The organism is Paenibacillus xylanilyticus (assembly GCF_013359935.1).
Taxonomy (GTDB): Bacteria; Bacillota; Bacilli; order Paenibacillales; family Paenibacillaceae; genus Paenibacillus; species Paenibacillus xylanilyticus.
In genome coordinates this window covers 218,519-239,826 of the sequence record NZ_JABMCB010000192.1, presented here as the reverse complement: position 1 = coordinate 239,826, position 21,308 = coordinate 218,519, and the positions used below count along the sequence as shown (strand labels likewise).

At 49.5% G+C, this 21,308-nt stretch carries 19 protein-coding genes; 3 read left to right on the top strand and 16 right to left on the bottom strand.

Annotation, left to right across the window (positions count from 1 at the left end; translation table 11 throughout):
- Positions 1–179: 179 nt before the first annotated feature.
- Positions 180–1,058: a PhzF family protein gene (locus HP552_RS20995; protein ID WP_175397339.1), complete on the top strand. Its 879-nt coding sequence runs from the start codon at positions 180–182 to the stop codon at positions 1,056–1,058.
- Positions 1,059–1,135: 77 nt separating this feature from the next.
- Here HP552_RS20995 and HP552_RS20990 read toward each other — a convergent pair whose 3' ends face one another.
- The 3 genes from HP552_RS20990 to HP552_RS20980 are packed head-to-tail and all read right to left on the bottom strand — an operon-like array spanning position 1,136 to position 3,314.
- Entirely contained in the window at positions 1,136–2,341 is a 1,206-nt protein-coding gene (locus HP552_RS20990; protein WP_175397338.1) for a cation:proton antiporter, read from the bottom strand.
- A 3-nt stretch (positions 2,342–2,344) separates the two neighbouring features.
- Positions 2,345–2,851 carry a cation:proton antiporter regulatory subunit gene (locus tag HP552_RS20985; protein WP_175397337.1) on the bottom strand — a complete coding sequence of 169 codons (507 nt, stop codon included), beginning with the start codon at positions 2,849–2,851 and terminating at the stop codon, positions 2,345–2,347.
- On the bottom strand, positions 2,841–3,314 hold the full coding sequence (locus HP552_RS20980; RefSeq protein ID WP_175397336.1) for a GreA/GreB family elongation factor: 474 nt from the start codon (positions 3,312–3,314) through the stop codon (positions 2,841–2,843). Before HP552_RS20980 ends, HP552_RS20985 begins: the two co-directional genes overlap by 11 nt.
- A 386-nt stretch (positions 3,315–3,700) precedes the next feature.
- On the opposite strand from HP552_RS20980, the gene gdhA reads away from it, so the two are divergent.
- Positions 3,701–5,077, top strand: a complete 1,377-nt coding sequence (gdhA, locus tag HP552_RS20975; protein ID WP_175397335.1) for an NADP-specific glutamate dehydrogenase — start codon at positions 3,701–3,703, stop codon at positions 5,075–5,077.
- 229 nt (positions 5,078–5,306) lie between these two features.
- Here the strand turns inward: gdhA and HP552_RS20970 are convergent, their stop codons facing one another.
- Entirely contained in the window at positions 5,307–5,846 is a 540-nt protein-coding gene (locus tag HP552_RS20970) for an NADPH-dependent FMN reductase (RefSeq protein WP_175397334.1), read from the bottom strand.
- A gap of 351 nt (positions 5,847–6,197) precedes the next feature.
- On the opposite strand from HP552_RS20970, the gene HP552_RS20965 reads away from it, so the two are divergent.
- Positions 6,198–7,022, top strand: a complete 825-nt coding sequence (locus tag HP552_RS20965; RefSeq protein WP_175397605.1) for a pentapeptide repeat-containing protein — start codon at positions 6,198–6,200, stop codon at positions 7,020–7,022.
- Positions 7,023–7,133: 111 nt separating this feature from the next.
- Here HP552_RS20965 and HP552_RS20960 read toward each other — a convergent pair whose 3' ends face one another.
- From HP552_RS20960 to HP552_RS20905, 12 genes are all read right to left on the bottom strand, one after another.
- On the bottom strand, positions 7,134–8,111 hold the full coding sequence (locus HP552_RS20960) for a diaminopimelate dehydrogenase (RefSeq protein WP_175397333.1): 978 nt from the start codon (positions 8,109–8,111) through the stop codon (positions 7,134–7,136).
- 168 nt (positions 8,112–8,279) lie between these two features.
- On the bottom strand, positions 8,280–8,459 hold the full coding sequence (locus tag HP552_RS20955; RefSeq protein WP_175397332.1) for a hypothetical protein: 180 nt from the start codon (positions 8,457–8,459) through the stop codon (positions 8,280–8,282).
- Complete coding sequence (locus HP552_RS20950) at positions 8,456–9,487, bottom strand: alpha/beta fold hydrolase (RefSeq protein ID WP_175397331.1); 1,032 nt, start codon at positions 9,485–9,487, stop codon at positions 8,456–8,458. Before HP552_RS20950 ends, HP552_RS20955 begins: the two co-directional genes overlap by 4 nt.
- Positions 9,488–9,774: 287 nt before the next feature.
- Positions 9,775–10,530, bottom strand: coding sequence for an exodeoxyribonuclease III (locus tag HP552_RS20945; RefSeq protein ID WP_175397330.1), 756 nt, complete (start codon positions 10,528–10,530; stop codon positions 9,775–9,777).
- Between the two features lie 104 nt (positions 10,531–10,634).
- The gene (locus tag HP552_RS20940; protein ID WP_175397329.1) at positions 10,635–10,949 is read right to left on the bottom strand and encodes a hypothetical protein; all 315 of its coding nucleotides are present in this window, start codon (positions 10,947–10,949) and stop codon (positions 10,635–10,637) included.
- Between the two features lie 203 nt (positions 10,950–11,152).
- Positions 11,153–11,710: a GNAT family N-acetyltransferase gene (locus HP552_RS20935; protein WP_175397328.1), complete on the bottom strand. Its 558-nt coding sequence runs from the start codon at positions 11,708–11,710 to the stop codon at positions 11,153–11,155.
- Between the two features lie 199 nt (positions 11,711–11,909).
- Positions 11,910–14,900 carry a beta-galactosidase gene (locus HP552_RS20930; protein WP_175397327.1) on the bottom strand — a complete coding sequence of 997 codons (2,991 nt, stop codon included), beginning with the start codon at positions 14,898–14,900 and terminating at the stop codon, positions 11,910–11,912.
- Between the two features lie 85 nt (positions 14,901–14,985).
- A complete protein-coding gene (locus HP552_RS20925; protein ID WP_312884323.1) occupies positions 14,986–16,512 on the bottom strand; it encodes a glycoside hydrolase family 30 protein in 1,527 nt (508 codons plus the stop codon).
- Positions 16,513–16,569: 57 nt separating this feature from the next.
- A complete protein-coding gene (locus tag HP552_RS20920) occupies positions 16,570–17,415 on the bottom strand; it encodes a carbohydrate ABC transporter permease (protein ID WP_175397326.1) in 846 nt (281 codons plus the stop codon).
- Positions 17,408–18,295 (bottom strand): carbohydrate ABC transporter permease, encoded by an 888-nt coding sequence (locus tag HP552_RS20915; protein ID WP_127538764.1) that lies wholly within the window; start codon positions 18,293–18,295, stop codon positions 17,408–17,410. The genes HP552_RS20920 and HP552_RS20915 overlap by 8 nt, the downstream gene beginning before the upstream one ends.
- Positions 18,296–18,378: 83 nt before the next feature.
- Positions 18,379–19,650 carry an ABC transporter substrate-binding protein gene (locus tag HP552_RS20910; RefSeq protein WP_175397325.1) on the bottom strand — a complete coding sequence of 424 codons (1,272 nt, stop codon included), beginning with the start codon at positions 19,648–19,650 and terminating at the stop codon, positions 18,379–18,381.
- 181 nt (positions 19,651–19,831) lie between these two features.
- Positions 19,832–20,860, bottom strand: a complete 1,029-nt coding sequence (locus tag HP552_RS20905; RefSeq protein WP_175397324.1) for a LacI family DNA-binding transcriptional regulator — start codon at positions 20,858–20,860, stop codon at positions 19,832–19,834.
- Positions 20,861–21,308: the final 448 nt, after the last annotated feature.

Genomic DNA, 21,308 nt, shown 5'->3' with positions numbered 1-21,308 from the left:
CCTTTCCATTGGTTTATCGTTGTGCTCTTCTTCTCTATTACCCTGTGCAGACGTTCACTTGACCTCGGATCAACAATTGCTTACCGTCTTCGTCGTTCCATCAATTTGGCTATTAAGCATGGTATAATTAGGAACATTCTCATTCTTCATGAACTAACTGACAAGCGAGGGAAAACAAAATGGAAATTGAGGTCATTACCTTACATGCATTTTCTGATATAGCAGAGGGAGGTAACCCCGCTGGGGTCGTTCTACAAGCAGAGCATTTGTCCGCAGTGCAGATGCAGGAGATTGCCAGACAAGTCGGATTTTCCGAAACAGCATTCGTTATGCCCTCGGATTTTGCCGATTACAAAGTACGTTTCTTTACCCCAAACCATGAAGTTGACTTATGTGGACATGCGACGGTGGCGCTATTCTATCTGATGAAGGCGGAGCAGATGGTCGACGTGGGTATATATACGCTTGATACACTGGCAGGAATTCTTGAAGTAACCGTTGAGAAAAGCGGTGAGGTCTATCTGTCCCAGACGCTTCCCCAGTTCGGAGAGCTGGTTAACCGGCAGGACATCGCAGACTCCCTGCAGATTCTGTTGCAGGATCTACACCCTGAACTGCCTGTTCAGATCGTGTCTACCGGGCTGCGCGATATATTAATTCCGGTTAGGCATCCTGATGTTTTGGCAGTCATTAACCCTGACCTTCGGGCTATTGCCGACATCAGTAAAGCTCATCAAGTGGTAGGCTACCACGTGTTTGCGATTGGAGCGCAGGACAATGCAGCTTTGGCAGAATGTCGGAACTTTGCCCCTCTGTACGACATCCCGGAAGAGAGCGCAACGGGTACATCCAATGGGGCATTGCTGTGTTACCTGCATAAGTATGAACAGCTTCCAGCTCCACATGATCAGACGTTTACGATCAAACAAGGGTACACGATGAACCGACCTTCTAAAATACAGGGCAGAATATCGCTCGGCAATTCCAACGAGATCACCCAGGTTCAGATCGGCGGTGTGGCCGTGCATATAGAGAATATTCAAATTCATCTTTCCTAGAGCAAAAGAAACAAAAAAGCGCCACACCTGAGAGATGAATTTCTCTACGTGGTGTGACGCTGCTATTAAATTCTGATCTAACCCGTCTCTTTCCTTCGTAATCGATTCCTCAGACGCTCATATTGCCCATATATCCACGGCGCTTCCTTCGTCAGAATGGGACCCAGCACCGCCAGAATCAACACGTAGAGCACGGCAAATGACTGGATGGAAACCATCAGTCCCCCTGCCTTGCCAATGTTCGCCATTATGATGGAGAACTCCCCTCGCGAAACCAAAGTAAATCCCACCTTGAGTGAAGCCTTGGGCGTCATTCCGGACATTCTGCCAGCAATCATGCCCGCGCCATAATTGCTGGCGATGGTTAGGATGACCGCTATGATCGTCATACCCACTGCACCCCCAAGGGTAGAGGGCTCAATGGTCAGCCCAAAGCTGAAAAAGAAAATGGCACCAAAAAAATCCTTGAACGGCATCACCTGATGCTCAATTCGGCTCGCGTGTCTCGATTCCCCCAGTACCAGTCCCATCATTAATGCACCGATGGCCTCGGCAACATGCAGCGTTTCCGAAAAACCAGCTACCAAAAAGAGCAGCGTCATCACCGTAAGCAGAAACAGTTCGGATGATTTGATGTTCAATGCCTTGTCAATATACTTGATGCTTTTCCGTCCTATGATCAGAAACAGCACAATAAACAGCATGGCAGACAAGGATACCAGCAGTACGCTGAGGAATGAAGTCGCCCCGCTAAGAACGAGCCCCGTCAGGATCGAAATATGAATGGCAATGAACAGGTCGTCAAACATGATCATGCCCATAATAATCTCTGTTTCGGGATTCGCCGTGCGCTTCAGGTCAACGAGTACTTTGGCCACAATTGCTGTAGAAGAACTGGTCATGATGCCGCACACCACCAGCGTCTCTTTTAACGGCAGTTCCATAAACCAGCCAAGCAGCAGACCGGATGCAAAATTGAGTCCAACATAGAATATGCCTCCGGTCAGAATGGCTTTGCCGGACTTCAGCAACCGGGAGACCGAAAATTCAAGTCCCAGATAGAATAGAAGAAATAAAATGCCGAGCCTGCCCATAAATTCAATAAATGCCGAGCTTTCGATAAAACGCAAATCCACAATGCCGATCTGTGGTGCATGCGGTCCAACAGCCATTCCGATCAGAATATAGAAGGGAATGACCGAGAATCGTAATCGTGCAGATATTAGTCCCGTAAGTGTAATTAGCGCAACAGCAATTCCCACTTCGAATATGAGCATATCCATAGGCTAGAGCCGTCCATCGGACAACAACCGTTTTAATTGTCTAATCTGGTCACGCTCACCTGCAACAACAATGGTAGACCCTACGGCAAAAGCATAATTCGGGCCAGGATTAAACTGCTTTTCCCTGTTCTTCTCCACCACCGCCAGAATGACAGCCCCTGTCGCTCGACGGATATCCAAATCCCCAATTGTCTTTCCAATGCTCTTGGAATGAGGTTCTATTCGCAGCCATTCGATAAGCAGGCCTTCAAGCATGACTTCCCGTTCATCCTGGAACTTGGGTTTGTATGTCATGCCACCCACGATGGCAGCTACCGCCCGAGCCTCTTCATCATCAAGGGTCACAAGAGACACCATATCTCCCAGTTCATCGGGTACATCTCCGGATTCCATATGAAACAGGTCACGCCGTTCATCATTATGAATCACAATGACCAAATGCTCGCCGCTGCGGGTATGCAGCCAATACTTGCGTCCAATTCCCGGTAAATCCGTCTCTTTAAAGTGCATGATCCACACCGCCTGAAGACATCCCGTTTAAGGACGTACTTTTCCATTCAATTTCCGTTATGCGTACCCTCATGGAACCCGCCGGTATCGTAACCGACCTCACTTCCCCCTTGCTGGCGAGCAATAATTGGCGTCCTACAGGTGAGAGAAAGGAGATTCGCCCGGTATCCGGATCTGCGTCGTCAGGCATGACAATCATAAATGTATCGGACGTATGAAAATCAATATAATCGAAGCGAATCTCGCTCCCGATCAGGACGACCGAATGGAGAAGTTCATCGGGTCCAAGTAGCAGCTTTTGAAGATACTCGGTGTATACGGACAATAATTTGTCCATCTGCATTCGTTCGGGTTCACGCACGTCGAAATAGGCGTCGAGAAATGTCCTTTTCTCTTCACCCAATGTAATCAGCTGTTTCACCAACATTTCTCTGCAATTGTGAAGGGATGACCTATGGTTCATAATAGATCTCACCTCCTATACATGCTTTGTTCTCCACGTTGATTCGCATGTTTCTGTTCATCATCCTATTTTCCTCCTTCATTAGATAAAAACCCCGAAAAACGGGGCCTTCATACCATCTTACCAAAACTAATTTTTTAATCCAGTGTATTCATCTAACTTCCCGTTTTAAATTCCATATTAGTTATATTATCCAATTATTAAAATAAATCTTTACACTGTATGGTAGGTCTATAGAACATTTTAATAACGTCATAAAAAACATTTTATGGGTTTTCATCTCGTATTTTTATTTTCTTTCCTGTATATTTAACTACAAACTTTTATGCAATTTATGCAAATACCCATCGACAGACTTTAACACAATAAAGGAGTGCATCGAAAAAGTGTCCACTATAACTCAAGAATCAACTCAAGTCACTGCTGCAGAATATGTTCATTCCGTTTATGAATCGGTTATCGCCAGAAATCCGCAAGAACATGAATTCCATCAGGCTGTAAAAGAGATTCTGGACTCACTCATTCCTGTCATTGAAGCTCATCCAAAATATATGAACAACAGCTTGCTCGAACAGCTGGTTGAGCCAGAACGTGTCATTACGTTCCGTGTACCTTGGGTGGATGACCAAGGCAAGGTTCAGGTGAACCGTGGATTCCGCGTACAATTCAACAGTGCCATCGGCCCTTACAAGGGCGGACTTCGCTTCCATCCTTCTGTTTATTCGGGGATCGTGAAGTTCCTGGGCTTCGAGCAAATTTTTAAAAATGCGTTGACCGGACTGCCGATCGGCGGCGGTAAAGGCGGTTCCGACTTCGATCCCAAAGGGAAATCCGATCTCGAAGTGATGCGTTTCACGCAGAGCTTCATGACTGAGCTGTATAAATACATCGGTTCAGATACCGATGTACCTGCAGGCGATATTGGTGTAGGCGCGAGGGAAATCGGTTACATGTTCGGACAGTATAAACGCATTAGCAGCGGACATGATGCAGCTGTATTGACCGGTAAAGGCCTGCTGTACGGCGGAAGTCTGGCACGCAAGGAAGCCACCGGATTCGGCTGTGTGTACTTCGTGAACGAGATGCTGAAATCCAAAGGCTTGAGCTTCCAGGACAGCACGGTTGTTGTCTCCGGTTCAGGCAATGTATCGATCTACGCCATTCAAAAAGCTCAGGAGCTTGGAGCCAAGGTCGTCGCTTGCAGTGACTCGGGAGGATACATATATGACGCGGAAGGAATCAACCTGGAAACCGTAAAACGATTAAAAGAAGTGGATCGTCTGCGGATCAGCGAGTATGTCAAAGAACACCCGCATGCGGTGTATACGGAGGGCTGTGCCGGCATTTGGTCCATCCCATGTGATATCGCGTTGCCTTGTGCAACGCAAAATGAGATTGATGAACAGTCTGCAGCGCTGCTCGTGCAAAACGGAGTCAAAGCCATCGGTGAAGGAGCCAACATGCCTTCCACACTGGCTGCAATTGAGCTTTTCTTAAAAGAAGGCGTTCTGTTCGGTCCGGCAAAAGCGGCCAACGCAGGTGGAGTAGCGGTATCCGCCCTTGAAATGTCCCAGAACAGCATGCGGCTGTCCTGGTCATTTGAAGAAGTGGACACGAAGCTGCATGAGATCATGCGGAACATCTACACAAGCTGTGTAGAGGCAGCGGATCAATACGGCTGTACAGGCAATCTCGTGGCGGGAGCCAACATTGCAGGTTTCCTGAAAGTTGCCGATGCCATGCTCGCTCAAGGCGTAGTCTAAGTTCAAGAAATTGGGCCATTCTACTCGAAGAATGTGTACATCATAATGAATCTTAACTTTATTGATGAAGGGCAGTTCTCCATGAGGAGAGCTGTCCTTTGTTCATTTTTCTTTTAACTGAAGAGAGACGTATTAAAGTTCAACAGGACATGTGGATACAATGTGATCTTGTTCTTACTAATGCAAAAAAGCCGCCTAAATGGCGGCGGCTATCTAAAGACAATATGGCTTATGAACGAACAGTTTTGAGCGCTCCGCTCCAGGACAACACTTGATCCAACATGCCGTTCAGATTGGTCAAATGCAGATCAGCCGGTTTGAACGTTCCGTTATCAAAATCCGTAAACAACGACAATGCCGGATGGACACGCACGTCCGCAACCGACAGTTCTCCGAGAATGCCGCGCAGATGTTCTGCAGCACGTGCACCGCCTACCGAGCCATAGCTGACAATCCCTGCAGCTTTATCGTTCCATGCCTCCCGGGCATAGTCCAATGCATTCTTCAGCGATGCCGAGATGCTGTGATTATATTCCTGCACGATAAACACGAACCCGTCCAGGCTTGCCAGCTTCGTGTTCCAGGCAGCAGCCTGTTCTGCTGCATCGGCTTCGCCCAATAACGGCAGCTTGTAATCAGCGATATCCACGATTTCGTAGTTGGCATCTCCACGCGCATCTGCAATCTGTTTCACCCATTCTCCGACCTGCGGACTTAACCGCCCTTCACGTGTGCTCCCAAGAATAATCCCAATGTTCAATTTCGACATGATTGTTTCCTCCTCTTGTGTGTTGTTGCTAGTTTTTCCAAATAACTTATCCATAAATCCCATATTCACACCATCCTGCATCCGTTTAGTTGATTAGCTTAGTATTGATGATAAGTGATTTAATTTATTTAGTCAAGTAACTTACATAAAGTTTGCATATATTTTTTTATCTCTATCTATCTTATCAATGCCAGTTCCTATTTATGCTGCCTATTTAGCCCTCCTTATGACTCTTTATAGGAATTGATCAAATTCTTGTGTAATGGTAAAGTGATACTAACATTCTATAGCCAGTTTTTTCATTTATTAAAGGAAGTGTACACATTGTCTAACCACCCCTTGAGCAGCACGATGAGCCCACATCTATACACAGACTGTGAGCAATGTTTTGGCCTGTGCTGTGTTGCCTTGCCCTATGGCAAATCATCCGACTTCGCTTTTGACAAATCCAGTGGCACCCCCTGTCCCAACCTGCGTCCAGACAATCGCTGCGGCATTCATACACAGCTCCGGCAAAAGGGCTTCAAAGGCTGCACCGTTTATGATTGCTTTGGTGCAGGGCAGAAATTGTCCCAAGTGACCTATGCAGGCAGAGATTGGCGGGATCATCCGGAAACTGCATCCGAAATGTTCGATTGTCTGCCTGTCATGAGACAACTTCATGAGCTGCTCAGTTATATGAACGAAATGCTCATGCGTCCGGAGGCCACTTCTCTTCACGAGGCTCTCCGTGGCTTATATCAGGAGACGGAGCGCCTTACTGATCTGGAGCCTTCCGCCATCTTGTGTCTGGATATTCCCGCTCATCGGGCGGTCGTGAACGAACTGCTCTTACAGGCCAGTGAAATGGTTCGTGCGCATGCGCCATCCAAGAATCATGAACAAGGAAAGTCCAAGACCAAGAAACTGAAAGGAAGAGACTTCCTGGGAGCGAATCTGAGAGGAGCCGACCTTCGGGGAGCCAGCTTTCGAGGCGCGTTAATGATTGCTTGTGACCTGCGCAATGCCGACTTAAGATTTGCCGATATGATCGGTGCCGACTTGCGTGATGCGGATCTGGGCGGAGCAGATCTGACCGGAAGTATTTTTCTGACGCAATCCCAGCTTAATGCAGCCAAGGGCAATGCGCGTACGAAACTGCCCGCTCATCTTAATGTCCCTGAGCACTGGTCGTAAGAAAAAATCAAGCTGCATTCATGCAATGCACAGCAAGCAGCCCGTCCCTCGTTAACGAAGGACGGGCTGCTTATTTTTTATTACGATGAAAGAATGATTATCGTTCAGATATTACAGAAGATCGCGGCGAAGTTCCTCAGCGGATTTCGGGGACAGGTGACCGAGTGGGATATCAAATACCGTCTTGGCACCCTTATGTCCTTCCAGGCTCAAACGCTGTGCAGCTCGCGCATATGCTACCAGTACGCTTGCTGTAAATTCAGGGTTACTGTCGAGCTTCAGACCAAACTCCACGATTTGCTTTTGCCCTGTACCCGTAACACCGCTGCGAATAACAAATCCACCGTGCGGCATACCTTCATGTTCCGACTTGAGCTGCTCTTCGGTAATGAATGTTACTGTTGTATCGTAATCTGCAAAATAGTTCGGCATGGATACAATCGTTTCACGAATTTCATCCTGATTGGCACCTTCTTCAGCCACCACAAAACATTGACGCAAATGCTTCTCGCGTGTGGACAATTCCGGTGTCTCTCCTGCACGAATTCGGTTGATGACTTCTTCTACAGGTACGGTGTACTGAACACCTGCTTTCACGCCCGGAACGCGGCGGATCGCGTCGGAGTGGCCTTGGCTGACCCCTTTACCCCAGAATGTGTACTCTTTACCCTCTGGCAGGATGGATTGGGCGAGCAGCCGGTTCATGGAGAACAAGCCTGGGTCCCAGCCTGTGGAGATCACACTTACATGACCGCCTTGCTCTGCTGCAGCATTCACTTCCGCGTAGAATTCAGGAATTTTCGCATGTGTATCGAAGCTGTCCACCGTATTGAACAATTTGGCAATGGCAGGTGTCTGCTCCGGAAGATCCGTTGCCGAACCACCGCACAGAATCATGACATCAATCTTGCCTATGTATTGCTCGGCAGCAGAGATGTGCTCAAAACGAGCTTCTGTACCTTCTGCAACCATCTGCTCCGGATTACGCCGTGTAAATACAGCAACAAGCTCCATATCCGGGTTTTGCACAATGGCTTTCTCCACGCCTTTACCCAGATTTCCGTAACCTACGATACCAACTTTAACCATGTTCGATCCTCTCCTGTCTTCTTCTATAGTTGCCTACTACTCTAGTATAAAGATATAACATACCATGTAACCTGTTAGGTTTCCAGTCGAAACTAAAAATACCTCGCAAGAATAGCAGCTATCGGCTGCTTTCATGCAAGGCAAGAGCCATTCATCCCTATTTCCAATCTAGAAAAATGTATGGAGCGCATGTTTTATATAATCCGACTGTTCAGCAAAAAGCGTAACAGGTGCTGCATCCACCCTGGACGTGAAGCACAAGAAGGATAGGGTTAAAATCAAGAAAGAGAGTAGACAGCTCGCCAGGAGCAAGGAAGTGAACTTCGTTACGATTCCCAATTTTCTCATCCATCCTGCCTCCTGTTCGCCGTATGTTTCCGGTGTCCTGTTTTTAATTGGCTGCCAGGTGCCATAGCCATCTTCAGAATGGCACCCGCTACGACATCCGGTTGGCTGTTATGAATATAATGCTGGGCATGAGGGACAATTTGCTGGTTTCCCTGTTTGGACCATGAGGCAAAATCTGCTTGGTCTGCCTCCCATGCCCGGCTTCCCTCACTGGGTTGATCGGAACCGGCCGTCAGGATGGTCAGCGGGAAAGAAAACTCCTGTTTGTTCGCCAGCACGCGGGCTGCGTTGATCTTGGAACGACGAATCTCATCCATCACGTTGTCATTGTACGCATGCTTCAGCGTGGAGATGGTGGCGGCTTTTTTCATCGGTTCAGCAACCAGCTCCGGGTCAATGACCAGCGTTGCCATCATTCGATCCGAATGCAGCAAAGTACGCGCAATACCTGTTTTCACCAGGAACCTTGCTGAATCAAAATACCATTCCGGCGTATCCATCTCCACCGTACTGTAATATTCAGGACTGCCTCCATCGATCATGACCATGCCTGCCACTTCATCCGGATACATTTGTGCAAACCGAACCGTCTCCAGCGATCCCAGAGAGTGACCCACCATAATGTAAGGCGGGCGCTGACCGGATTTGCGCAGCAATTCATGAACTTCTTCCACAATCGTATCGATATCCCGCGGACGCTCCGTATAGTCGCTGTATCCATAACCGAATCGGTCATACACTGCAATCTTTACGTCGGATTTCAGCTTGTCATACAGTGGACTGAAATCCACATAGGGATTTGGCGTTCCCCATCCTGATGCCAATACAACCGTCGATGTTCCCTTTCCTGCCGTGTAGAGATGCATATTGCGCCCACTCACCTCATACAGCTTGCCAGGTGGCGTATATGACTTCATATCCTGCGTAGACTGATATGCCTCATAAGCCGTACCTGTAAGCAGCAGCAGGCCCGCCGCCAGCATCAGCCCGCCCAATACTTTCAGTCCTCTCCGTAAACCCTTATTCATCGCTTCTCTACCCCTTACACGCTAATCTCACCTTCTATGTCGCGCTAAACGATCCTATATGTATTCTTCAATCCTACCCAAGTTCTGTAGTAACCGGAACAATCCAGAGTCCAGTTCTTCCCCCAACCAAAGTCCAGTTCACTCCCCCTACCCCGCGACGGAGAAGGGGCTGTCTGCACCTTTTAGAGGAGACAGACAGCCCCAAGCATACAAAAAAAACCGCCAATCTCCGATACCGGAAACTTGCGGTTCTCCTCTTCATCTAGATTCAGGCTATTCTGCCCCAGTTACAGTTGCAGCGTCAGGCCGACTGGGCAGTGATCACTGCCCATCACATGGCAGTCGATATGCGCATCTTCGACTTGCGGTGCCAGCTGGTTGGACACGAGAAAATAATCAATGCGCCAGCCCACATTCCGCTCTCGTACCTTGGGCATATAAGACCACCAGCTGTATATGTCTGTGCGATCCGGGTACAGATGCCGGAAACTGTCCACATATCCTGCAGCCAGCAGCTCGGTCATCTTTCCGCGCTCTTCCAGCGTAAATCCCGAGTTGCCCATATTAGGCTTCGGATTCTTCAGATCAATCTCCTGATGGGCCACGTTCAGGTCACCACAAACGATGACCGGCTTGGTCTGCTCAAGCTGCAATATATACTTCAGGAAGCGGTCTTCCCACTCCAGTCGATACGGAAGACGAGTCAGATCCCGCTTCGCATTGGGCGTATATACATTCACCAGATAAAAGCGGTCAAATTCGAGCGTAATCATCCGGCCTTCCGGTTCGCTGTCTTCCTCCATCCCGTAACGGGCGGATAACGGCTTGATCCGGGTAAATACGGCTGTGCCGGAATATCCTTTTTTGATGGCATAGTTCCAGTATTGATACACATCTTCCCCGAGATCCATCTCAATCTGGCCTGCCTGCAGTTTGGTCTCCTGCACACAGAAAATATCGGCCTGACTTTCCTGATAATAATCCATGAATCCTTTGGTCACACATGCCCTTAACCCATTCACATTCCAGGACACCAGCTTCATATCCTCATCTCCTCACATCTCACCAATATAGCATGGGCCAATTCAGGAGGACAAGGCGGATGGCCTGGAAATGATGCTTAAATGCGTTCAGAACAAGTGGCCAACTAGGTAAACAGCCACTGTAGCGCTTCGGGAAAATGTTTGGCAAAGAACAGCATGTCATGTGTTCCGCCCTCTTCTTCCACGTAGGTCAAACGATCAACGGGATCCCCCTTTGCCAGGATCATTCTGCACGCTGCACGTATATGGTCCAGCATATGAGCCTGAATGACCAATATATAAGAGAAAGTATGCTGCTGGGGAAGAACCCATCCGGTAGTGGATTTGATCTTCTCAATATCCCGTAATTTTAAGGTCAGACGATCAAGCGGATGTTCGGAACCAACCAGGCGCTCCTTGTTAAAGTTTTGGGAAATCATCGATTCTCCTGCCTTCATTTGATAACCATTCTCATTTACTTTGTCTAGTAAATCAAATTTTCACAGAATCGCACGATTTATCCCCTTGAGGCAAACCTGATTGCCCTGCTCATCAATATCGGCAGACCGGAACAGGGTCCGGTCTTCATTCGGCCGCAAGAACCGCGGCCTATCGCCTTTGGAATCCTTAAGGGGACAGTATCCTATAGATCGCTTTTTAACTTGGAGAACAGAGCAAGATCGATGTATCTTCCTTTTTCAAACTCATGCTGCCGCAGCAGCCCTTCCTGTTGAAAACCCAGCTTGTGCAGCAAACGGATCGAAGCCTCATTCAGCGGTTCCACTTTCGCTTCGATTTTGTTCAATTGCATGTTCACGAAGCCAAAATGCAGCACGGCATGGGCGACCTCGGTCATGACCCCCTTACCCCAGTAATCAGGATGCAGGTCGTATCCAATCTCTGCTCGGTTATGTATATCTTCTCTATTGAGGAACCCACAGGTACCAACAACCTTACCGGACCCCACATCTTCAATCATCCATCGCAAACCGGACTGCTCTCTGAAAATCTTCGCATACCAACGCATCTCATCCATCGCATCATCTACAGTCTCAAAAGGCGTAAATGGCATAAACTCAACAACCGTTTTATCGGAGTACAATGCCAAAATATCGGGAGCATCCTGTTCTGCCGCTTCTCGTAGGTTAAAACGCTCGGTCTTAAGTATAGGGAATTCGTCAAATGCAAACGGGGTACTCATGGATCGTCTCCTTTATGCTGGACTGTCATGAAACTTATCTTCAAGCGTATAGGCAGGTGTCTTCCATGTCATTGTACCAAAATATTCTATAAAAAGACTCCTTTCTTGCCTAGCAGATGATAAAAAGCAATCACCGTACTAATCCGAAAGGAGTCTTGCTGAACACGTTTAACTGTCCTATCTATAATTGCTGGCCATTCTATCCGATCACAAACCATGGATAACGGGATGGATCATCATACAGAAGCCGGATTCGATCAGGTGCACAACCTTCCTCATCAAATATGAGCAGTTCATTTTCCTCCTGCAGCCAAGGTACGGGAATTTTGTAATCCTCCTGCGGGCCGATCTGCCAATAGCGTCCCAGGTGATGCCCATTCAAATGAAGGGTTCCCTTGCTCATTCCGGTAAGGCGAAGCATGAGGTTCACTTCGTAAAATTCCGAAACAATGGGACGGGAGAAACGCCAGCGGTACCACACGGGCTGACCGTATGAATGATCAACCATAGGATTGGCAGTACCATTGCCACCATGACGGGCAAAAAGCGAATTGGCCTCGGGATTACCTGATTTGTTCGATGGATCGGGTGTCAGTGTTCCCCACTGCTGTGGAAGTATAGCTTCGCTGCCTGCCACGCGCCAATTGGTCAGTTCATCTTCATTTCGATACAAGATAAGCTCAAGACGATTCAATGGGGCTTGGCTATAAGTCATCTCCAGTGTATTGACCTCGCCCGATTTCACATAAGGTGATAAATCCACCGTATGGAACGAAAACCAGTCCTGGTATCCTCCCATGGGTACATCGATGCCATTAATTCGCAGTCCTTTGCTCACTGCTCCAACCAGAATGGCACGGTCCATGCCATCCAGTGTAAAGCTCCTGCTCAGTAACGGGTTTCCTTCGAGATCATTCACCTCATCCAGATGAACCATCCCAGCAGCTGCTTGCCAGTCTCGCCGGATATCCTGAACCGAACCGCCAAGGTACACCGGTCCAGCTAATCCTTTGCTCTCTCCCAGAAAAGGTGAGAAATTCAGTCGGCCCATATGCTGGACCAGGATCTGCAGTCTGTTCGTTCCTTCGGCGGTCCTCGCATTGACGCCAGCTGCACCAACCTGCCTCACCAGTGCCTGTTCCACACCATTTACATATATTCTGGCCGTATCCTGAAGAGCTGGCAGAATGAGATGGCTCGAACCGCCCGCATCACTGTGGAAGTCGCATTCATAGAGCAGATATCCGTAACCCTGTCCATATTGCGCAAAGTGTTCCGGCTGTCCGCTTGGCGATCGCCCTTCCGCTTCCAACGTCACACGCGATACGTCCGGGGAATCGGATAACTTCGGAGGCATTGGGGGCATGGTCAGCTGAAGCTGGTGAGTTCCTGTCACCGACTTGTGAGCAGTATCCTCCGCACGGCTGAACTCAGCCACTGCATCCCGATCAATAAGATCACGTCCAGTCAGCGACTGTTCACCATCGGTCCAGCCACCTAGCAGCAGAATCGTGCGATCCGGATCGGAGATCATGCCCTTGACCTGACCGGATGGCAAAAGATCAACCTCATCAAACCCAATGGCATAACGCAGCTGCTCCGGTTTCGTACCTTCGATTCTCCAGGTGCGATCCATCGCTTTACTGTCCAGCACCATGATGCGGAGAGGAACGCCGCCCGCCTCCAGACGAACCGTTCCTGGTTCCCGGAAATGGAACAGATCAAGACGCCGAACATCGCTTACCGGATCATGATCAAGAAGCAGCTGCATGCTGCTGCTTATGACTCGAAGTGAGGGTGCCTCCAGTTCAACAACCGAACGCTGGCCCGTGTCTCCTACAATGAACAACGTCCGTTCTCCATTCACGATCTCATTGCCTGTAACCAGTGCACCACTGGTCAAAAAGACATCGTCCGCGATCCGGACCCGGTGGAAAACCGGGACAATCTGACCCGGGTTCAAGACAACAGGAAGCGTCCGTCCTTCTTCCAGCGTAATGGGCAGCGTCTCACGTTCCTCTCGAAAACTCTCCAAGAACCAGATATTCTGGTTACCAGCACGCCTGCCTCTTAAGGAAACACCTTGCGGAAGGTGTACGTTAATCCCTGCTTCGGGAACCTCTTCGCTCTCCATTAGAAACGCTCCGAAAGTATTCACGAAATAAGACCACTTCTTGGTTACGGCATACTTGGGTGTTACACGCCCATATTCGTTCAGCGGCGCATCATAGTCATAGGAAGTGACCATGAATATATCACTGCTGCCCACGGTTCTTCCGCCATATCCACCAAAATTGGTACCGCCATAAAACATGTAATGGCTGATTCCGGTATACCCGGCACGGATAATCTCCATCAGCCGTTTTTCCAGCAATGGCGCTGTTTTCTGAATGGCAGATGGCCCGCCCCAGTTCTCAAACCATCCGGTCCAGAATTCCGTAACCATCTTCGGTGTATCCGGCTGTTTCGCACGAAGCTTCGCATAATGACCGTCAGCGCCTGACCAGAAGTTGGCCCCTTCAATCGTGCCCTCTGCCCCACCTACACAGGTGATAAGCGGAACGTCGATCCCGCGGCTCAGAAGCCCATCCCTAAGCACATTCATATGATCGCTTGCTGCGGCGTCATCCATTAGATACCCGTATTCGTTCTCGACCTGGACGAGAATAACGCTGCCTCCGGCGGAAATCTGGCGCTCGCGAATGATCGGTACGATCCGGTCAAAATACAGATCCACATAGTGCAGATAGGTTTCGTTGTTTTCACGGAATTTTATATTCGGCTTTGTTTCCAGCCAGTAAGGGAATCCGCCAAAATCCCATTCCGCACAGATGAACGGGCCGGGACGTGCGATGACCCACATGCCCAGTTCTGCACACAGATCCAGGAAGGCTCCGCTATCGCGATCTCCATCAAGTACCCATTGTCCTTCCTCAGGTTCATGCACGTTCCAGGCAAAGTAGGTATCGATACAGTTCATGCCGGCCAGCTTGGCCTTAATCAGTACCTTCCGCCACTCTTCCCTCGGCATCCGGAAGTAATGAATCGTTGCACTGTTCAGAAATACACGCTGTCCATTCCACATGAAGCTGTGCTCATCGTAGCTCAGCTCTGAATAAATCTTGTTTTCAGCCCCAGGTTCTATATTCTTCTCCTGCTCATGAAGCAAAAGGGATGGTTTCTCTGTCAAAGCGTTTCCCCTCCTTCTTTTGTGTTTGAGTTCATATGCCATTCGTTTATTCTTAGCCAAGTGAGTCCATATGCGCCTGTTCCATCTATTTTCCGGCTTTCAGCGTTACGCCTTCCAGAACAACCGTTGTTACGGAATTGTCTGCTACAGACACTTCCAATCCATTGGCATACACCGGAACGTCATCAAGCTGCTCCATATTTCGGTCCGGTGAGGTTTGGTAGACCTGGGCCGTGGATGAATTCGCGTAATCAAAAGACTGCAGCTCAAACGCCTTTTTCCCGGCAGACAGCTCATTGCGGATGACAAGCACCAGTCTCTGACGCTCTGCGTCATAGGCGGCCAGCGTGCGGCCATCATCGGTCGGAATCATCTTCGCGCCTGGACGAATGAACTTGGTGAACTGGGCCATGCCGTAATACTGTTTGGTCATCTCATACTTTTCTTCCCCGTTAAAATTGGCGTGAATGAAGCCCCAGTTGTTATTCGCGCCTTCATCTTCAACCGCCTGCCAGTAGACCCAGGCCGAAGGCTGCATGATTTTCAGATCAAACATGATGCGCTCGGCCAGCTCCTGTACCGATGTCATGTCCTCATGATTGTGCGGCTCACTGCCTCCTGTACCATACTCGGACATCCACAGTTTCTTGCCATGCCGCTCAGCCAGTGTGCGCAGCTCCTCCATTTTGCTTCCATTATAAGAGTGCGTATTGATCTGGGCGATCACATCCAGCGTATCCTGATCATAGATGCTGAAATTGTGCACCGTCTCGTCAATGCTGTTGTCGTCCGCAGCACTAATGACCGTGCCATCCAATCCCTTGCTCTTCAGCGATGCAGCCACCTTCTTAATGATCTCGGCCTGCTTGTCATTAGTGAAGTGGCTGCCTTCCTGCATGTTTCCTTTCTTCCACCAGTCCGAGGAAGGTTCATTGAGCGGATCAAGCGTCCGGAACGTAATGCCCCACTCATCCCGGTAATGCTTTACCACTTCGGTCAAATAATCGGCAAAGGCATCATACTGATCCTCACGCAGATTATTCCCCCCATCTACGGCACCCGTGACCGATCCGCTGATCGTCATCCAATAGGGTGGAGAGTTGGAGAACGCTTCAGCAATGTTCACTCCGCGTTCCAGCGATCCCTGCAGTACAGCCCGCTGCCCTGCGTCCGCCTCCCAGTCCCACTCGCCGGGTTCAGGCTGGAAGCCGGGAACATCTCCGCCGGGGCGAAGTGCCTTCATCTCCGGGTTTTCCTCTCCGCCGATATTGTAGCGAACGATATTCAGTCCCAGCCCTTTTTCCGCATCAAAGACCAGGTCCATGACTTCATCAACCTTCGCCTGATCCTTCCAACCACCCAAATCATTGGCCCACCACGCAAGCGACGTGCCCCATCCTTCAAAATGGTCATAGGACTGTTCCAGCTGCAAACGTACCGGCTCACCCTCAAATGCAAGCGGCCTGGACTGTTCATTAGCAAAATGATTCATGATCATTCCTCCTCCCGCAAGCAGCGCAATCAGGGCCACACCCATCAGGATATAGCTCCGTTTGCGGCTGCTGCGTCGTTTGTTATCCGCCATGGCTGATTCAACCCTTTCTCCATGCACGTTGATGACATCCACCCTGATTCACGATCGGTTCAATCACTGTACGACCACCACTCGTTACTTGATTCCGCTGCTGCCTCCGCTAATGTTGGCTTCATAGACATAACGCTGTCCAAACAGATAGACCAGAACCATCGGGATGGTCAGGAACAGGGAGGCAATCATGACCAGGTTCCATGGCGGCATCTGTCCACCACCTACCGTGGTCAGGAGCTGAACACCGAGCGCAAGCGGCATTTTCTCCGGATCATTGATGTAAATGAGTGGTCCCATGAAGTTCCCCCAGTTATAGGAAAACGAGAATATAGCGATGGCCGCCAAAATGGGATACGTCAGCGGCATGATGATCTTCCAGTAGATTCCCGGATGTCCCATGCCGTCGATCATCGCTGCTTCATCCAGTGATTTCGGGATACTCATCACGAACTGACGGATCAGGAATACGTTGAACGCTCCCGCAAAGAAGCTCGGTACGATAAGTGGATAAAATGTGTTGATCCAGTCCAGATGACGGAAGATGATGAACTGCGGCACCATCGTTACCTCACCTGGAATCATCATCGTGCTCAGCAGGACGATAAATAGAAACCGGCTGCCTTTGGCCTTAATACGTGCGAAGCCGTAAGAAACGATGGAAGCCGACAATACCGATCCCACGATGGTGAACACGGTAATAATGATTGAATTTTTCAGATAAGTACCCAGATTGTTGTTGGTGAAGATCGTGTAGAAGTTCGACCATTGAAACTCCATGGGCACGAAAGTAAAGGCTGACTTCACAGTGGTAGCGTCACTCGCCAGCGCGATCGAGATCATGTACAGGAAGGGCGAAGCAAGCAGCACCCCGACCAGAATCAGAAAAATGTAGGATATCGTTTTTTCCGCAGTGGATGGATTACTCATTGGCTTTTCCCTCCTCGTAGTGCACCCATAGTGCCGATGAACGAAACACGACCAGGGTGAGCGCCATGATGATAATGAACAGCACCCAGGCTATGGCTGAGGCGTAGCCCATTTTGTAGAACTGGAAAGCATTCTGGAACAGGTAGGGAACGACCATCTGGCTCGCATTGTCAGGTCCGCCTGCTGTAACAATGAACACCTGCGCAAACGTCTGCAGCGCTCCGATCATCCCGGTGACCAGGTTGAAGAAAATGACGGGCGTGAGCATCGGGAAAGTAATATGGAAGAATGACTGCGTGCTCTTCGCCCCGTCAATGGCAGCAGCCTCGTACAGCTCCTGGGGAATGCCTTTCATACCAGCCAGCAGCAGTACCACGCCACCCCCAACGCCCCAGAGGGACATAAGAATCAATGCAGGTTTGACCCAGTTGGGATCGAGCAGCCAGGCAGGACCCGGAATGCCGAAGATCGACAGAGCCTTGTTAATCAACCCTTCGGTCGGTGCGAGCAAATGAATAAAAAGCAGCGAGCTTGCTACGACGGGCACAACCGACGGCAGATAGAACAAGATGCGAAAAAAGGTAATCCCTTTGATTTTTTTGTTCAGATAATAGGCAATCCAGAGGGAAATCGACATTCCCAGCGGAATGGATATTAATGCGTAGAAGAACGTATTGCCCACGGACTTCCAGAACAGCGGATCATCGGTGAGCAGCGTTTTGTAGTTGTCGAACCCGATAAATTCCGGGGTCTGGAACAGATCCCAATTGGTGAAGCTCATATAGATGGAAAACAGGATCGGACCCAGGGTAAGTCCCAGGAAACCAATCAGCCAAGGCGAGATGAAGAGATAAAACCATTTCCCGTCTTTTTTTCTCACGTTAAGCCCTCCCCATGACGTAGAGAGCAGATGGAGATTCGCACAGGTTTATGTGCTGCGCTCCATCTGTCCCGCTGTCCATGCTATTTGTAGAGTCGTTCCAGTCCACTCTGAATTTCGGTTACCGTATCATCCAGTGAAGCCTTGTTGTTGAAGTAGACACCCAGCTTGTCGTTGATCAGTTTCATCATTTCGTTCCATTGCGGGTTGAACGGTTCGGCATAAATGGTCGATTCGCTGAAAGCAGCCATGTTGATCTTCTTGCCACCGTATTCCGCATTCAGGAATTCATCGCTGGACAGTCCCGCCTTCGTAGCCGGTGCATCCTGTCCCGCCTTGATCATCGGCATCTGTGCCTCAGGCGTCGTCAGTGCTTCAATGATCTTAAACGCTTCCTCCTTGTGTTTGGACGCATTCGTAATGGTGAAGCCGTTAAAGAACGCGTTCGTCTCACCCCATACCGGAGAGATATCCCAGTTGATGCCTTCCACCTTGGCAAGTGAGCCGATGTTCCAGAACCCTGTGGTCTCCATCGCGATTTTGCCTTGAGCGAACAGTGGGTCTGCACCGATATTGCCCATGTCGGCAATCTCTGTTGGCGTAGGACCTGCACCGTGCGTGAAGATCAGGTCATTCATGAACTGCAGTGCATTGCGTACCGGTTCAGTATTGAAGGTTGGCTTGCCACTCTCGTCAAACAGCGAGCCGCCATTCTGGTAGATCAGCTGCATCCATTGCGGCCACCAGCTTCCCGGGTAGTACCCCCATTGAACCGTCTTGCCGTTCTCCTTCACCGTCAGCTTCTTGGCTGCTTCGAGCAGGTCTTCTTGGGTCCAATCCTTGGTTGGGTATTCCACACCAGCCTTGTCGAACAGATCCTTGTTATAAAAGAGTACCATCGCACCTGCGCGGTCCGGCATACCGAACTGCTTGCCGTCGTACTTCATGAGGTTCGCGATGTCATCGGAGTAACGCTCTGACATATTTACATTGTTCGCCTGGATCATTTCATCCAGCGGAATGATCTGATTTTTGGAGGCGTACGCCTGATAGTTCTCGGCAATCATCATGATGTCGGGTGCAGTTCCGCCCGCGATCATGGTTTGTACCTTCTGGTCATAATCTCCGGCAACCACGTTGAGCTTCACGTTAATATCGGGATAGGTTTGTTTCACAATGTCGAGTCTCTCCTGGTAAATCTTCTTCTCATCCTCAGAGCCCCAGATCGTCATGCTCAGATCAACCTTGCCTCCGGCACCGCCGGCGGAATCACCGCTGTCTCCGCTGCTGCAAGCTGTCAGAACCACGACCATAACCAACATCACTAACGAAATGACCTTTAAACTTCTTCTCATACGGTACGCCCCCTCGAAATAATGAATGGATGACCACACTGAAACCCGTTTCATGAAATGGGTTTCATAAAGCTTAAAACTAAAACCCGTTCCACTTCATGAAAGGGGTTTCATTTACGGACTCATTATATTTCACCTTCCGAGGGAATGTCAACGCTTTCTTTTCTAGATGTCCGTCCCTTTATTGCTTCGCTGGCCCTGTGCTCTGACGGATGATCAGCTCCGGTTGCAATACGGTCTGCTTCTTCACCTGTCCCTGATTAATCAGCTCATGCAGCTTATCCACCGCCAGCTTGCCGAGCTGATACGTGTTCTGGGACACAGTCGTCAGTTCCGGAATAACGGCACTGGCCAGCGGCGTATCATCGAATCCAACGATGGAAATATCCTCCGGAATCGACAAGCCATGCTCAATCGTCGCCTTAATGGCACCAATGGCCGTATAATCGTTCACGCAGATCACTCCTGTCGGAGGATTGTCCTGCTCCAGCAGCTTGGTCATCTCCCGTTTGCCGTCATCGATGGAGAAACTGCCGAGCAGCTGGCGGTCCTTCGGAATTTCAAGCCCATGCTCCCGCAGTTTTTTCTGCACAGCCTTGACCTTGACCATCGTTGTGGACAGTTCTCTCAATCCGCCCACAAAAGCGATATCCCGATGTCCCAGTTCCAGCAGATGCTCCGCAGCGAGTACAGCCCCTGCCGCTTCATCCGTGTAGACCCGGTGGAAACCTCCTTTGGGAATATTGCCATTGACCAGTACAATCGGCATGCGTTTGCCCATATCGATCAATTCCTGGGCCATGTCATCCGGACAGTGCTGCATGTTGATTCTTCCCCCGAGAAATATAATGCCGTCCACCCGTTTTTCTCGCAAAATGGACAGGTACTCGGACTCCCGGTTGTAGTCTCCCGCCGTATTGCACAGAAAGAACGTGTACCCCAATCCGCGTGCCTCATTCTCGGCACCCCAGAACACTTCCGGGAAGAACGGATTGGTAATGTCGGGAAGGATGATGGCAATCGTGCCCGTCTCTTTCTTGATTAGACTGCGCGCCTGCGCATTGGGCTGGAATTGATGCTTTTCAATAATCGACATGATCTTCTCTCTCGTGCTTGCCCGTACGGGTGCCGTATCGTTGAGCACCCGGGAGACGGTCGCTACAGATACGTTCGCTTCTTTGGCGATGTCATAAATGGTGATCGGTGTCATAAATGGAACCTTCCTTTATCTCTAATTTTCCTGCTTATCATACCAGATAAGGATGGGCGATGAAATGGGTTTCATTCAGGTGAGCGAATCATTTTACACTGAACCACTGTGCGGTCAGAACCATCTTCCGATCGCTGTTATCCCCAGATTTTTCTGATTCCCTATATATAAGGGGAAAATCCGGGGATAAAGGCGAACGCTCCGCTTCTACAGATTGGTTCTGTCCTCTCCGTTATTGTGTAATTGTTTAGTTCAACTTATATAGCGTGTCAAAATAAACAGCTTGCTGTCGGCATTTACGATCTTTGTGCCGTTCTTCAGCTGCACAAGGGGCGTATCCCAGTGCGTATGTCCACAAAAGACAACCGTCCCCGGCCCGGCCTCCAGGGCCTGCCGGATCAGCGGATATTTTCCTTTATTTTAGCGTCGATTCCCCTTCTATTTTACA

Bases quoted from the DNA above. Each gene is read 5' to 3' on its own strand.
- HP552_RS20980 (WP_175397336.1), bottom strand. From the start codon at position 3,314: ATGAACCATAGGTCATCCCTTCACAATTGCAGAGAAATGTTGGTGAAA.
- HP552_RS20935 (WP_175397328.1), bottom strand. From the start codon at position 11,710: ATGAGTACCCCGTTTGCATTTGACGAATTCCCTATACTTAAGACCGAG.
- HP552_RS20940 (WP_175397329.1), bottom strand. From the start codon at position 10,949: ATGATTTCCCAAAACTTTAACAAGGAGCGCCTGGTTGGTTCCGAACAT.
- HP552_RS20920 (WP_175397326.1), bottom strand. From the start codon at position 17,415: ATGAGTAATCCATCCACTGCGGAAAAAACGATATCCTACATTTTTCTG.
- HP552_RS20995 (WP_175397339.1), top strand. From the start codon at position 180: ATGGAAATTGAGGTCATTACCTTACATGCATTTTCTGATATAGCAGAG.
- HP552_RS20905 (WP_175397324.1), bottom strand. From the start codon at position 20,860: ATGACACCGATCACCATTTATGACATCGCCAAAGAAGCGAACGTATCT.
- HP552_RS20955 (WP_175397332.1), bottom strand. From the start codon at position 8,459: ATGAGAAAATTGGGAATCGTAACGAAGTTCACTTCCTTGCTCCTGGCG.
- HP552_RS20965 (WP_175397605.1), top strand. From the start codon at position 6,198: ATGAGCCCACATCTATACACAGACTGTGAGCAATGTTTTGGCCTGTGC.
- HP552_RS20945 (WP_175397330.1), bottom strand. From the start codon at position 10,530: ATGAAGCTGGTGTCCTGGAATGTGAATGGGTTAAGGGCATGTGTGACC.
- HP552_RS20970 (WP_175397334.1), bottom strand. From the start codon at position 5,846: ATGTCGAAATTGAACATTGGGATTATTCTTGGGAGCACACGTGAAGGG.
- HP552_RS20985 (WP_175397337.1), bottom strand. From the start codon at position 2,851: ATGCACTTTAAAGAGACGGATTTACCGGGAATTGGACGCAAGTATTGG.
- HP552_RS20960 (WP_175397333.1), bottom strand. From the start codon at position 8,111: ATGGTTAAAGTTGGTATCGTAGGTTACGGAAATCTGGGTAAAGGCGTG.
- HP552_RS20950 (WP_175397331.1), bottom strand. From the start codon at position 9,487: ATGAATAAGGGTTTACGGAGAGGACTGAAAGTATTGGGCGGGCTGATG.
- HP552_RS20910 (WP_175397325.1), bottom strand. From the start codon at position 19,650: ATGAGAAGAAGTTTAAAGGTCATTTCGTTAGTGATGTTGGTTATGGTC.
- HP552_RS20990 (WP_175397338.1), bottom strand. From the start codon at position 2,341: ATGGATATGCTCATATTCGAAGTGGGAATTGCTGTTGCGCTAATTACA.